The organism is Deminuibacter soli (assembly GCF_003412455.1).
In the GTDB taxonomy this organism is placed as follows: Bacteria; Bacteroidota; Bacteroidia; order Chitinophagales; family Chitinophagaceae; genus Deminuibacter; species Deminuibacter soli.
This window is the reverse complement of record NZ_QTJU01000007.1, coordinates 29525-43645: the sequence shown is the minus strand read 5'-3', so window position 1 is coordinate 43645 and position 14121 is coordinate 29525. Positions and strand designations below refer to the sequence as shown.

Sequence of the window (14121 nt, the reverse complement as noted above, 5' to 3'; positions counted from 1 at the left end):
CAAAAACATCACACAATGAAAAAGAGAACAACGATCTATATTTCCGCAGCGCTGCTGATGCTGGCCTCCTGCAAAAAAGCGCTGGACTATACACCCGCCGGCGTGCTGTCTTCTGCTGACCTCACTTCTGCCACTGCAGCAGAAGGATTGGTAACAGCCGCCTATGCTGCCATCGGCAACGGCGACCCCATTGGCCCCATCTTCAGCAAATGGGCTTACGGCAGTGTACGTTCCGACGACGCCTACAAAGGTGGCGGCGGCACCGGCGACCAGGTAGAAGTAGACCAGATGGAACACTACAACACCGTAACACCCACCATGGGCATCTACATCAACCGCACCTGGACCAACTACTACAAATCTATCTCACGCGCCAATGTTGGCCTGCGTGCAGTAAATGCCCTTTCTGAAGACGTGTTGCCCAAAAAGAAAGTGCGCCAGGCAGAACTGCGCTTCCTGCGCGGGCATTCCTTCTTCTCACTGAAGCAGCTGTATAAAAACATCCCGATTTTTGATGAAACTGCTACCAACGATGACATCCTTAAAGTGTCCAATGATTTAAGCAATGATGCAGCATGGGATAAAATAGCAGCCGACTTTGAGTTTGCTGCACAGAACCTTCCCGAAACACAGTCAGAGCTGGGAAGAGCGAATAAATACGCAGCAGAAGCTTACCTGGCCAAGGTAAGATTGTACCAGGCATACGAGCAGGATGACCGCCACCAGGTAGTCAACATCAACCAGGGCAAACTGCAGCAGGTAGTATCGCTGCTGGAAGACGTGGTATCATCCGGCAAATACTCGCTTGCACCCGATATCAGCGACAACTTTCTGCCTGAAACAGAAAACGGACCGGAATCCGTATTCGCCATACAATTCACCATCAACGACGGCACCATCAACGGCCGCCTTGATTATGAAGAAGGCGTTACCTACCCCAGCGGCGCACCGCAATACGGCTGCTGTGGTTTTCACATGCCCAGCCAGAACATGGTGAATGCCTTTACCACAGATGCCAATGGCCTGCCCAACTTCAACACCTTTAACAATAGCATTGCCGACTTCACAGCACAAACCTTCGATGTGCGTGTTGACCACACCGTAGGCGTTGACGGACACCCCTATAAATACGACCCCACCACGCCATTCAGCAACAGCTGGATACGCGACCCGGGTGTATACGGCAATTTCCACAGCATGCGCACGCAATTACTTTCCACCAGTTCCTCCTATTACAAATTAGGCCCCTTTATGGGCTCTGCCTTAAACGTGGTAGTTATTCGCTACGACGATGTATTGCTGATGCTTGCCGAAGCATACATCGAAACCGGTCAGCAGGATAAAGCCCTGCCATTGATTAACCGCATCAGGGCACGCGCAGCCGCCAGTACAGCCAGGCTCAAAAAAATAGACGGCACCTTCGCCACTGTATACAATGTAAAAGAATATCCCGGTACAGGCTGGACACAGGACTATGCACGCAAAGCACTGCAATGGGAACGCCGCCTGGAATTTGCCACAGAAGGCTCACGCTTCTTCGACCTCGTGCGCTGGGGCATTGCAGAACCTACACTCAACGCCTACATCAACGTAGAAAAAAACAGGCGTACCTTCCTGGCAACAGCAAAATTCACCGCAGGCCGCGATGAGTACCTGCCCATACCACAGGCAGAGATTACATTCACCAAGGGCCTGTATAAACAAAATCCCGGCTACTGATAAACAGGTTGGCTTATATTTAGCACCACGGTTTGTATGGACTATTCAATTTGCCTGAAATGAAAAAGCTTGTCATACTTCTATCGCTATTGTTGTGCACCTGCATTATATGCAGTGCCCAAACACCACCGCCTACCATCACCATGGGCAGCCTGCTGCAGGAGATGACCGATGCGGAAACAGTTACCCGTTACCCTTCTCCCGCCTACACGCTGAAACAGGCAAGCAGTTACGACCGCAAATCTGTTTCACCCGACCAACCAGGATGGTTTGCCAACGGAGACGCCAACCAGTTTATCAGGGAAGAAAAGAAAGCAGCTCACAGCGAGTTTGTGTTGCTGGATGCAGATGGCCCCGGTGTAATTGTACGGTTCTGGTTAACCACGCTCGCTAAAAAAGGCATCATGCGTTTTTACTTTAACCATGAACCCACACCCTCACTGCAAATACCTGCATTTGATTTAATGAAAGGCGGCTTCAATGCAGGGCAGGGATTACTGATACCACACTCCAGTTACGAACCGGAGGGCAAAGGCGGCAATACATTATACCTGCCGCTGCCTTATCAGCAACATTGCAAAATAACCTGGCAGTTTGCAGACAGCGCCAACCGTAAAACACCACACTACTACCAGGTAAACTACCGTACCTACGCACCAGGCACAAAGGTGGAAACCTTTACGCCTGCACTGCTGCAACAGTACAAAACAGCAATCGATAAAACCAGCACGCTGCTGCTGCACCCCGCTGCACCGGAAGGCAAATCCGTTTCGCAGCGGGTACAGCTGGCGCCCGGCGATTCCATCGCCATACCAATGCCCGCAGGTGCTGCAGCCATTCGCCAACTGCAGCTGTCACTTGCTACAAACAACGAAGCAGGCAAAGAACAGGTATGGCAATCCACCATACTCGGCTTACAATTCGACGGGCAACAAACTGTACTGTGCCCTGCAGGCGATTTTATCGGCAGCGGGTATGGCGGCAAACCTATCACCAGCTGGTACAGGGAGCTAACCGCTTCCGGTACACTCACCAGTCGTTGGGTAATGCCCTATCAGCACACAGCCACGCTCACCGTAAAGAACAACGGCACCGGCACCCTCACCGTTCAGCTACAGGCAATAGTAAGTGCGTATACATGGAACAACCGTGCTATGTACTTTCACGCTGCGTATAAATTTGAGCAGAACATTAAAGACGCCAAATGGGACTATGACCTAACCAAAGTAGCCAAACAGGATACTGCCGCACCCATTGACTGGAACTTTGCCACCATACGCGGCAAAGGCGTATACCTTGGCAACACCCTGTCCGTTAACAACCACATGAAATCATGGTACGGCGAAGGTGATGCAAAGGCATATGTAGATAACGAAGCCTTCCCTTCTGAATTTGGTACTGGTCTGGAGGATTATTACAACACCTCCTGGGCGCCCGTAGTATTGTACCAGACACCTTTTGCCAACGCACCGCGTGCAGATCAGCCTTCTTCAACCGGGTACAATACTTTTACACGTACACGCATATTAGATGCCATACCCTTTACCAACGCCTTTTCATTCGATATGGAAATGCTGAGCTGGGATGGCGGCACCATTGATGCTGCCGCTACCACGTATTGGTATGGCTTCACCGGATCAACAGACAAATAACCTTTATTATGAAAAAATTACTGCTTTATTGCTCGGCCTGGTTCTCCTGTTTTACCCTGGCCGCACAATCAGACACACAACCAACACCGCAGTGGCGGCCTGTTTATCACTTCACCCCTGCAAAAAACTGGACCAACGACCCCAATGGTTTGATCTATTTTAACGGTGAATACCACTTGTACAACCAGCAAAACCCTTTTGAAAACAAATGGGGGCACATGAGCTGGGGCCATGCCACCAGCAAAGACCTGCTGAGTTTTAAACACCTGCCCGTAGCCATACCCGAAACCATTGACCGTGATACCAACTGGCGCTTCTCCGGGTGCGTGGTTTACGATAAAAACAATACCAGCGGCTTTGGTAAAAACGGCGCGCCCCTGGTGGCCATATACACCGTTGCACAACCCAACAAACACCTGCAAACACAATGGGTAGCCTACAGCAACGACGGTGGAAACAACTATACCAACTACGAAAACAACCCGGTACTCAACCTCAATAAAGAAGACTTCCGCGACCCCAATGTGCGCTGGAATGAACAGCTGAAAAAATGGGTAATGGTAGTAGCCATGCCTGCCGAACATGCCGTGCGTTTTTACAGCTCACCCAACCTGAAAGACTGGACCCTGCTCAGTGAATTTGGCAATAACAAGGAAGGCTTTCATGAACGCGCATGGGAATGCCCCTTCCTGGTGCAACTGCCGGTTGACGGCAATGAACACAACAAAAAATGGGTATTGTTCGTCTCCAGCTGGGGGTCGCACGAAGGGCCATTTATGCAGTACTTCACAGGTGATTTTGACGGTACCCGTTTTATCAACGACAACCCCGGCACAGCTTACCTTACCGTAGATGAGGGCAATACCTTTTACGCCGCCATCCCCTTTAACAACCAGCCGCAGGGCAGGGAAATACTCGTTGGCTGGATGGTACCGCTGAAACAGCCTACCTACCCCTGGCGTGGCCAGTTCTCCATACCGAGAGATTTAAGTCTGCGCACCACCGGAGAAGGGCTCAGGCTGGTACAGCAGCCATCTGCCGTAGTAACTGCTGCACTCGCCAAACTGCCCGCAGCAAAAAAACAAGTCAGCAATAACCTGTTCATCAACAACGGATCTGTTAACCTTACCAAAGGCAATAGCTTCAGCAGCAACGCCCTCTGGATACAGGCTACCTTCACCCCTGGCACCGCCAAAACAGTCGGCTTCCGGTTAACACAAAACGGTGACAGTGCTACTACCGTAACCTATACCACCGAAACCGGCGAACTCAGCATTGTACCGGTTAATGGTGAAGAAATCCACCCCTTAAAAGCAACGGTAAAACCACAGAACGGCAAACTCACCCTGGAAATACTGTTGGATAAATCCACCCTCGAAGTATTCGCCAACAACGGAGAAAAAGTATTTACCACACTCGTCTTCCCCGGCCAGCAGGCAAAAGGCTTATCGGCATTTGCCACCGGCGGCGCCGCAAAGCTGGATGTAAAGCTGTTTGACCTGGATAAATAACACCTGTACCCATAAAAAGGCAACACCGGTGAGCCATTCAACGGTGTTGCCTTTTATTCAAAACGACAGAACAATACCCGAAAGAGACATCAGGCATTGCCGTTACAAAATTTCGCCGTAACTATGTTCCAACAACGAAATATCCTTAGAAAAATCCAAGAAGCAATATCCTTTAGAAATCCAATTAAGTGTTTTAACCCCCTGGACCATTTAACCCTAAGCCCCGGTTTATAAAAACCCGGGCTTTTTTTATGCATTTACTGTAAGCACCTGCCTGTTTTCCCTTTGCTCCCCGCCTTCATGTAGCCCTGAATAGATCTTATCCCTGCTATTGCGCAAACTTTCTTATGCCACCATTTCCCGATGTAATCATGAGCTACTCATGAGCTACTCAATATTTTTCCATGTTCTGCTCCTGCTCAGTCATTTTTCAATGGGTAAACATGAACTTCCTTAAACATAACCGTTCCATGGGTGGCATACAACCACAGGTAGCAATGGTCACATGCAGCGGTTTATCCAGGCCATCCACACCGCCAATTGTTGTATTGCCAAGCGAAACCGTATGATTGGGTGCGGAGAATTGCAATCGGTAACCACCACCTTCACCCTAGCCCGCTGCACAGGGAAAGGCCCAATGCTTTGCTATAGAGCCAGGCTCCAAAAAAACCTGGCACTATGCTGCAATATAAGCTGTAGCAAATTGTAATCTATTCACTTCGCAGGCTCTTTACGGGTTTAGCCAGCGCAGCCCTGATAGCCTGGAAACTGAGTGTTACCACAGCGATCAGTAAAGCAAACATACCCGCCAGCGGAAATACCCACCAGCTTACGGGGCTGCGGTAAGCAAAGTTTTGCAGCCAGCTGTTCATAAAATACCAGCCAACAGGTGATGCAATCAAAACAGCAATCACCACAAGCCGGATAAAGTCTTTCGCCAGCAAGCCGGTTACGGAAAACACACTTGCCCCCAGCACCTTCCTGATACCGATTTCCCTTGTTTTTAATTGCGCTGTATACGTCATTAAACCGAAAAGACCAAGGCACGAAATAAAGATGGCGATAAAGGCAAACACCTTAAACAGGGCACCTGTACGCTGGTCGGCCGTATACATTTTGTTATACACATCATCCAAGAAAACATAGGCAAACGGGTAACCGGGATTGTAATTGTTCCACACCCGCTGCACCGCAGCAAGCGCATCCTGTGTATGCCCTGCTGCTGCTCTTACATACAGCTGGCCCAGCCATTGCGGTTTCCATAAGATAACGCACGGACCAATTTTAGCATGCATGTTCAGGTAATGAAAATCCTGCACAATACCCGCAATAATACCCTTGGTTTGATATAATGTAAATGATTTCCCTATCGGGTCTTTCAACCCCATCTCCCTGATGGCTGCTTCATTCAGAATAAAATAATTCGAATCTGCTGCAGTACCGCTGAAGCCTTTGCCTGCTACCAGCTTTATACGCATGGCAGACAGGAAATCCCTTTCCACCGGCAGCGTAAATATCAACTGCGGCTTTGCCGGATCTTTACCCGGCCAGTCATTCGTTGTAGTATTGGAACTCACCTGCAACACATCCTGCCCTGCGGCTGTAACACCCGCAATGGAAGGCTCCCGCAGCAGTGCATCTTTAACCGCATCATACCGCCCGTACATATTTTTAAGATCAATGCGAAACACATTCTCCCGGTCAAGCCCCAGGTTCATTTGCCGGATATAATTCAATTGCCTGCCGATAATGATGGTGCAAATAATAAACACCACGGAGAAACCAAACTGGCTTACCACCAGCAGCTTTCGCAGCAAATGATTACCGCGCCCGATGGAGAACCTGCCCTTAATGGCCTGCAGCGGGCGGAACGAAGACAGCAACACCGCCGGGTAAACAGCAGACGCCACCAGTGTTACAGCCATAGTAATACACAGCACCTTTAACACAGCCGTATCGAAGAGGTTAAAAGAAAGCGCCTTCCCCGTTAAGGCATTGTACATCGGGAACACCAGCTTTACCAGCAGCACAGAAACAACCATCGCCATCAAAAACACCAGCACAGATTCACCAACAAACTGGAAAAAAAGTTGGCGTTTGCCCGCGCCGATAATCTTGCGCACACCTATTTCCCTTGCACGTTGTGCAGCCTTGGCAGTGGTAAGATTGATGTAATTGATGGAAGCAATGAGCAGTATCACAAAAGCTACCCAGGTAAAAATCCGCACCATCGTGATCAGGCCATCTGAGCCATCAAGATTATACAGATGCACCTGTGACAGCGGTTGCAGATGGTATTCCAGCGTGCGCGTAATGTTGTCAGAAAAGTTTGCCTTCTGCAGCCGCGTTAATGCAGCAGCCACAGCAGCAGGTGTGGTGCCCGGCGTTAACCGCAGGTACATCTCAAAATCGTAGTTATTCCAATCCGCATCTTCTCCTGTCGGGCCGTTGGTGCCGGCTGCCGTAGCTGCGGCAGATTCGTTGAGTATATTGAATGGAATAAAATAATCGAAGTGCACCTGCGAGTTATGCGGCATTTTCACAACGCCGGTAACTGTATAACTTTCCTTTTTATCCTGCCGTGTTATCACCTTTCCTAAAGCGGCTTCGTTGCCAAAGTACTTCTTTGCATATGCTTCCGTCAGCACAATGGAGCGGTTGTCATGGAAAGGCATTTGCCGGTTGCCTTCTATAAAAGCAATATCCAGCACATCAAACAGCGCCGGATCAATAAAGGCGGAATTTCTTTCAGAAAAGACTTTATCCTTATAGCCAAGTACCATCTCATTCCAGTTCGTGGTAATGCGCCCTGACTTTTCTATGCCCGGCACCTGTTTGGCCACATAACCCAGTGCAGGCGGAACAGTGGGGAAATAACTCTTATTGCCGCCCGACATAAAACCCGGCACTGCCCGGTAAATATTGGCCGCGCCCTTAATAGATTGATTATAGCTTTTCTCATCCTGGCACCAGAGCAAAATCAATATGCCTGCCGTAAGCCCTATGGCCAGTCCGAAAATGGAAATGAACGACGTAAACTTATTGTTCCGGACACTCCGGAAGGCAGTCTTCCAATAGTTCTTAAACATAAGAAGCGGTTTGATGCAATTGGCACATACACTATTGTGCCAATTGCACAAGTAATTGCCAGCCAGCATATTGAAAATAGCCAGGCGCCAATCAGGCACCCAAAAGCGAACAAAATGAGTGCGGTTTTGATACAGGGAATTATGCCCGAAGCCTTAGATTTTAATTTGCATTACCATGAGGCTGTTAGTATTTTGTATTGCACAATAAATTAACCTATGGCACTGGCAGTAAACCTGAATTTGGATGATGTTTATGAAATCAATCCGTTATCAGAAGATTTGAGAGTTAGCACATTTATCACTGATCTGCAGGATGGTACTTCCATACCACTGCAGGTCGAAATCAGCAGCGAGCCGCATGCCTTACTTTCTTCTGTTTTCAACCTGGCCTTTGGTCCTTTGAATGCAAGAGGACAAATAGACGATATAGCAGAACTCGCACATGAAGATTATTCTAAAGTATTTTCGTCAATCCTCTTTGCAGGAGTAACCTATCTTACAGATCATCGTGACCATTATTTAGGCATCGACGGATCAAACGATTTAAGAGCATATCTCTACTTTCGACACCTTCAACGCAACTTCACCTATCTCGATAACCTATTCGAAATGTATGGCCTGAAATACTATGTAAGAATAAATAGGTTTGGCAAGAATCAGTATGACAATCCCTTTGATTTCAATGATGTTATTCCCTCGCCCGTTGGAATAAAAAGAAGAGAGAAATGGCAGGATGCTATGTATAACTATTTCATTTTCAAATTAAAATAGTTGTCAACATGATATGCCGATCATTTAAAAAATAGTAGTAATTTTGGATATGACAAAAAGCATTGAAAGCAAAATTGCAGCCTTGAAGGCAAAAGCCAGGCAGGTAGGCAAAAACGATGTTAAACCTTCCAGCGCCAGCCGCAACGGATCTTCTTTGCATAAGATCATTAAAACACCCGAGCAGGCAAAGGCCTTTATGAAAGCTTTACAATCTGCGTAATCGTAGTGCCTTATTGCCTGTATGTAGCCAGATTGATCGATAATCGGGCTATCCACCGGTATGTATCCATTATTTAAATATTCTTTTACATTACTTGTAAATAGGTATTCACTCCCGCCTTTTACTAACACATACTGATGATTCAAATTGGCTTAACACCCATCGTGCATTCCCCTCATGCACTTTGTTCATTTTGCATGCTGTAAGCGATAGTACGCACCTGCCCTGGCCGTTTTAATTATATTTGTCCGCTACAATTCCCCTCTTACACCAACGCCTGTTGTTTTAACTGCTTAACTATAAAAACCCAACGACTATGAACATGACAATGGAAGCACCTGTTGCTGCCCAAACTTCATCCAGGCTGGCAAACATTACTGAGTTTAGTTTAAACTGGCCCCTGCTGCCAGGCGAAACCGCAGGCTCTACACATGAATTGATCATTGGCCATGAGTTTATTTTTGTTACCGGCCAGAACATGAACCAGGTAGCCAAGTTTAATTACGACGGCGACCTGCTGGCTTATTACCGCATGCCTGCCAATAGCGGTCCGCACGGCATTTTGCTGGATGCCCGGCAACGGTTATGGGTATCGCTTGAATTTGCAGGTGAAGTGGTGCGACTGGATGATGACGGACATATTGTGCAAAGCATTGACGTGAAAATGTATCCCAACAGCGATAAAACAAATGGCATCAACACCGCACCGCATGGTATTGGTCTTGATGCAGATGGCCAAACCATCTGGTTCACCGGTAAACGCACCAGCACCGTGGGCCGCATTACACCTGATGGTACTGTAACCCATTACCAGTTAAACACACTGGCATCCCTGCCTATCTTTTTGTCTGCAGGCGGCAAAAACAGCATGTGGGGAACAGAGCTGCTGGGCAACTGCATTTACCATGTAAACTACAATGGCAAGGTAAACGAATACACCATACCTACCGGCAACAGCAGGCCCATTGCCGTGATCAAAGACCCCGAGAATGACACCATGTGGTTTACCCAGGAAGCAGGCGTTAAAATAGGCAGAATTGACGCAGCAGGCAACATCAGTGAATACCCCATACCTGCTATACAACCCAACGACATTATCGCTTCGCTGTGTTTTGACAACGATATGAATTTATGGGTACAGGTATATGTTGATTTCAATAACCCCACCCCAACAGGCAATGATTACCTCATACGCTTCGACAAATCGATACGCCATAACATAGGCATTAACGCCACCGGCGTACCTTACAGCACACATATTGTGCCCAGCCGCCAGGTAATGATGCACCGCATCCGCAAAGACAAAAACGGTAATCTCTGGTTTACCGAGATGATGACCGATAGGCTAGGCAGGATCTTGTTGCATAAAACATTTTGAGAAGGATGGTTTGATGGTGCTATGGTTTGATAAGTTGAGCGTATTGTCGGTTTTGTTCTATTTCCCGTTAACCGGGCCTGGTAGCTTTGATGAAAATTACCAGGATGACAATAAACAACAACTCCGCCGGCATACTCGTGTTGGGCAGTACCGGCAAAACAGGCAGCCGAGTGGCTGCACGCTTACAGGCATTGAACATTCCCGTGCGCATGGGCTCGCGCAAGGCGGCTATACCTTTTGATTGGGATAACCAGGCCACCTGGCAGGCGGCCCTGCAGGGCATTACTGCTGTGTACATTGCTTTTGCGCCCGATCTTGCCATACCCGGCACTGATAATACCATCCGTTTGTTCACCCGGGTAGCAGTTCAACAGGGCGTACAGCAACTGGTGTTGTTATCCGGGCGCGGCGAGCCGGAGGCTGCACGCTGCGAAGCCATTGTACAACAAAGCGGCCTGCAATGGACCATCATTCGCGCCAGCTGGTTTATGCAAAACTTCAGCGAAAGCTACCTGCTGGAACCTGTATTGGCCGGGCATATGGCCCTGCCTGCAGGCGATACAGGCGAACCATTTGTTGATGCAGATGATATTGCCGATGTAGCTGTAGCCGCGCTTACACAACCTGGTCATGCCAACCAGCTGTACGAAGTAACCGGCCCGCGGCTGCTGACCTTTCGCGAAGCAGTGGCTGAAATAGCTGCAGCAACCGATCGTGCCATACAATACGAGCAGGTAAGCAGCGAAGCATACGCCTCCATGCTGAACGAATACGGTGTGCCTGCAGATGTAACGGCCCTTCTTTCCTATTTATTCAGCGAAGTGCTCGATGGCCGCAATGCTGCAACTACCAACGGCATACAACGCGCCCTGGGCCGGCTGCCCCGCGATTTCAGGCAATTCCTGCAAAGTGCCGTTGCCACCGGCCAATTCCGGGAAACCATTGAACAACTAACCATTGTCCCCATGCCAATGTAGCTTACAATCCTGCATATATAGTCTGCTTTTTTTTCAATATCCTTGCAAATACTGTGATGCACCTGCATGCACAGTGATGCAAAACCATTCATATGAGAAAAAAACTGTTATCGATTGTATTGTTGTGCGGTTTGTACCTGTGTGCTGCAGCGCAGTCCTACACGCCTTCTCCCCAAAACGAGCAGGCCAGGCAATGGTTTACCAACGCGAAGTTTGGTTTGTTTATACACTGGGGACCATTCAGCATACCGGGCTCAGGCGAATGGGTAATGAACAACCGCAATATCACGGTGAAGAACTATACACGTCTCGAAAAGTTTTTCAACCCGATTGATTTTAACGCGCAGGCCTGGGTTAGTCTGGCCAAAGGCGCCGGCATGAAGTACATTACACTGATTACCCGCCACCACGATGGCTTCAGTATGTGGGATACGAAGTATTCTGATTTCAGCATTGCACATACGCCTTATAAAAAAGACATCGTGAAACAAATGGCAGAAGAGTGCCACAAACAAGGCGTTAAGCTGTTCCTGTATTATTCGCTGTTAGACTGGCGCCGCGACGACTATTCCTACTGGACAGGCCGCACCGGCCAGGGCACCGGCAGAACCACACGGGGCAAGTGGGAAGACTACATACAGTTTATGAAAAACCAGCTGACCGAACTGCTCACCAACTATGGCGAAATAGGCGGCATCTGGTTCGACGGTTACTGGGACCAGATGAATGAAGAAAGCAAAGACCGTAAAGACAACGACGTGCGCATAGACTGGCACATGCGCGAAATTTATGACCTTATTCATCGCCTGCAACCGCAATGCCTCATTGGCAATAACCACCACATGACACCTTTGCCCGGCGAAGATTTCCAGATGTTTGAGCAGGATGTGCCCGGTGAAAACACCAGTGGCCTCAGCTTCCAGAAAATATCGGCACTGCCGCTGGAAACCTGCGCAACCATCAATGGCTCGTGGGGCTTTAATTTAACAGACACCTCGTACAAAACACCTGCGCAGCTGGTGGCACTACTGGTAAAATCTGCCGGCAACGGCGGCAACCTGTTGCTGAACATAGGCCCCATGCCCAACGGCGAAATACAGCCCGAGTTTATTGAACGCATGAACTGGATGGGCAGCTGGCTCAAAACCTATGGCCCAGGCATTTACCAAACAAAAGCCGGTTACCTCCGCCCGCAATCCTGGGGCGTTTTAACACAGGCTGGTAACAAATTGTATGTGCATATACTAAAACAGGAAGCAGGCGATATTCAGCTGGCGCAGTTCCCGTATAAGCGCATCACAAAAGCCTACCTGCTGAAAACAGGCGCCGCAGTAAAGGTAACCCTGCAAAACGGCACGGCTACCATTCCGGCACAAACACCTACCGCTACCGATCCCGACCAGGTAGTGGTACTGGAAATAAGCGAATAATCTATCAGCCCGGAGGTTGTCAACAGCAACCTCCGGCTAATACTGCTTAATTTTTCCTGAATAATGGGTATAGCCAATCAGCAAGCCGATGGAACCAAAATACTGTGCAGCTATTCTATATATAAGCGTGCCACATAGGCAATACCACCGCCAATGGAAGGTGATTTATAAGTTGTTTTCAACTTACCCTGCCGGTCGTTTGCAACATACTACCTGCCATTCCTGTCTTTTGCATAAAACAAGTTTACGATGATCAAAAACATGTAGAAGGATAGCCTTGCCAGGTAACCTGCGCTCAACCCCAAAACCGGTTGTACAGCAGCTTTCAGTCTGCTCCCCCGTCTACGCTATCAAAGGTTTCCCTGGCCTTTGGCTTAATACTATACCTGAACGATACCATGGGCCCGTAATAAACATCGAACTGCGTTCCATTGGTTCGCAATTGCAATTGCCCTATCAGTCCCGCCAGGAAATGAAGATTCTGTGTAATACCAGCACTGTAATAAACAGATAACCGGAAAATATCAAAATGATCTGGCGCATAGTCTTTCGATGCAAACTTTAGCATCAGTTCTGTGTAGTAAGAAATATTGGGTGCTTTAAACAACGGCTTCGCGGCGTGCTGGTTAAGAAAATGATTCACGCCAAACCGTGCCCGTAACCTGGGAACAGTCTGGTGTGTGCCATCCCTGTCATCAAAGAATTTTGTTTCAAAACGCAGTTGTTCAAACAAACTTCCCTTGGGCATATTTTGCGAATAGGTGCCCATAATAATCAATCGCTGCTCAAGGGTTTCATAATTGCCGGCTTCTTTTATTTCATACTTCTGGTTGCGTGCATAGCCCAACCATAGTTTCATGTTCTTAAAGCCGTCGTAAACAATCCATGGCCTTAACACGAATCGCTGTGCATAAGCAAAGGGATTTTTATTGGTATAAGCGCCCTGGGTCACCAGCTGTACATCTGCCTGCCCGCTCAGGTGCCATTTTTCATAAACAGGAAAGGCAACATCAGTTTCCGCAATAGAAGCAGGAATAAACCCCATTGAATAAGGCGCGGGTGCCGGCGTTTGCGATTGTGCCCGCAGCACCATAGTAATCACCATGCCGACAATCAAAACGAATATCTTTTTAAACAAATTCATAATGCAGTGTTACATGATAACATTTATAAGCATAAACCTGTGCCAACGCTCGTTTACGGGCACAGCAAATAGTACGACGCGGCACAAGTCGGTATCACCTGGTGATTCTACAGGCAGCATTAAAAACATTCTTTCACGGGAAGATAAAAGCCTGGCAGCGTTAAGCAATTAGTGTAACGTCAAGTTACAACTATTACAAAACACACATTGCATTGTAACGGTTACGATAG

10 protein-coding genes are annotated in these 14121 nt (G+C 48.3%); 8 read left to right on the top strand and 2 right to left on the bottom strand.

Annotated elements, in window-relative coordinates:
* The first annotated feature begins 15 nt into the window (after window positions 1-15).
* Genes DXN05_RS17385 through DXN05_RS17375 form a run of 3 tightly spaced genes read left to right on the top strand, consistent with a single transcriptional unit; the run spans window position 16 to window position 4882 of the window.
* Window positions 16-1719: a RagB/SusD family nutrient uptake outer membrane protein gene (locus DXN05_RS17385; protein WP_116848555.1), complete on the top strand. Its 1704-nt coding sequence runs from the start codon at window positions 16-18 to the stop codon at window positions 1717-1719.
* Between the two features lie 59 nt (window positions 1720-1778).
* On the top strand, window positions 1779-3371 hold the full coding sequence (locus DXN05_RS17380) for a glycoside hydrolase family 172 protein (RefSeq protein WP_116848554.1): 1593 nt from the start codon (window positions 1779-1781) through the stop codon (window positions 3369-3371).
* Between the two features lie 8 nt (window positions 3372-3379).
* Complete coding sequence (locus DXN05_RS17375) at window positions 3380-4882, top strand: glycoside hydrolase family 32 protein (protein ID WP_116848553.1); 1503 nt, start codon at window positions 3380-3382, stop codon at window positions 4880-4882.
* A 710-nt stretch (window positions 4883-5592) separates the two neighbouring features.
* Here DXN05_RS17375 and DXN05_RS17370 read toward each other — a convergent pair.
* Entirely contained in the window at window positions 5593-7971 is a 2379-nt protein-coding gene (locus DXN05_RS17370) for an ABC transporter permease (RefSeq protein WP_158559294.1), read from the bottom strand.
* A 216-nt stretch (window positions 7972-8187) separates the two neighbouring features.
* Between DXN05_RS17370 and DXN05_RS17365 the strand changes: the two genes are divergently transcribed.
* The 5 genes from DXN05_RS17365 to DXN05_RS17350 all read left to right on the top strand — a co-directional run bounded on the left by DXN05_RS17365 (window position 8188) and on the right by DXN05_RS17350 (window position 12747).
* A complete protein-coding gene (locus DXN05_RS17365; protein ID WP_116848551.1) occupies window positions 8188-8742 on the top strand; it encodes a DUF6934 family protein in 555 nt (184 codons plus the stop codon).
* Between the two features lie 49 nt (window positions 8743-8791).
* Window positions 8792-8962, top strand: a complete 171-nt coding sequence (locus DXN05_RS24745) for a hypothetical protein (RefSeq protein WP_158559293.1) — start codon at window positions 8792-8794, stop codon at window positions 8960-8962.
* Window positions 8963-9278: 316 nt separating this feature from the next.
* On the top strand, window positions 9279-10340 hold the full coding sequence (locus DXN05_RS17360; protein ID WP_147313964.1) for a Vgb family protein: 1062 nt from the start codon (window positions 9279-9281) through the stop codon (window positions 10338-10340).
* Between the two features lie 104 nt (window positions 10341-10444).
* Window positions 10445-11317: an NAD(P)H-binding protein gene (locus DXN05_RS17355; protein WP_116848549.1), complete on the top strand. Its 873-nt coding sequence runs from the start codon at window positions 10445-10447 to the stop codon at window positions 11315-11317.
* Between the two features lie 92 nt (window positions 11318-11409).
* A complete protein-coding gene (locus tag DXN05_RS17350) occupies window positions 11410-12747 on the top strand; it encodes an alpha-L-fucosidase (RefSeq protein WP_116848548.1) in 1338 nt (445 codons plus the stop codon).
* 325 nt (window positions 12748-13072) lie between these two features.
* On the opposite strand, the gene DXN05_RS17345 is transcribed toward DXN05_RS17350, so the two are convergent.
* Window positions 13073-13891, bottom strand: coding sequence for a DUF2490 domain-containing protein (locus DXN05_RS17345; RefSeq protein WP_116848547.1), 819 nt, complete (start codon window positions 13889-13891; stop codon window positions 13073-13075).
* Window positions 13892-14121: the final 230 nt, after the last annotated feature.

Excerpts from the sequence above, each read along its gene's own strand:
- DXN05_RS17375 (WP_116848553.1), top strand. The coding sequence starts at position 3,380 with ATGAAAAAATTACTGCTTTATTGCTCGGCCTGGTTCTCCTGTTTTACC.
- DXN05_RS17370 (WP_158559294.1), bottom strand. The coding sequence starts at position 7,971 with ATGTTTAAGAACTATTGGAAGACTGCCTTCCGGAGTGTCCGGAACAAT.
- DXN05_RS17360 (WP_147313964.1), top strand. The coding sequence starts at position 9,279 with ATGAACATGACAATGGAAGCACCTGTTGCTGCCCAAACTTCATCCAGG.
- DXN05_RS17365 (WP_116848551.1), top strand. The coding sequence starts at position 8,188 with ATGGCACTGGCAGTAAACCTGAATTTGGATGATGTTTATGAAATCAAT.
- DXN05_RS17385 (WP_116848555.1), top strand. The coding sequence starts at position 16 with ATGAAAAAGAGAACAACGATCTATATTTCCGCAGCGCTGCTGATGCTG.
- DXN05_RS24745 (WP_158559293.1), top strand. The coding sequence starts at position 8,792 with ATGACAAAAAGCATTGAAAGCAAAATTGCAGCCTTGAAGGCAAAAGCC.
- DXN05_RS17380 (WP_116848554.1), top strand. The coding sequence starts at position 1,779 with ATGAAAAAGCTTGTCATACTTCTATCGCTATTGTTGTGCACCTGCATT.
- DXN05_RS17355 (WP_116848549.1), top strand. The coding sequence starts at position 10,445 with ATGACAATAAACAACAACTCCGCCGGCATACTCGTGTTGGGCAGTACC.
- DXN05_RS17350 (WP_116848548.1), top strand. The coding sequence starts at position 11,410 with ATGAGAAAAAAACTGTTATCGATTGTATTGTTGTGCGGTTTGTACCTG.
- DXN05_RS17345 (WP_116848547.1), bottom strand. The coding sequence starts at position 13,891 with ATGAATTTGTTTAAAAAGATATTCGTTTTGATTGTCGGCATGGTGATT.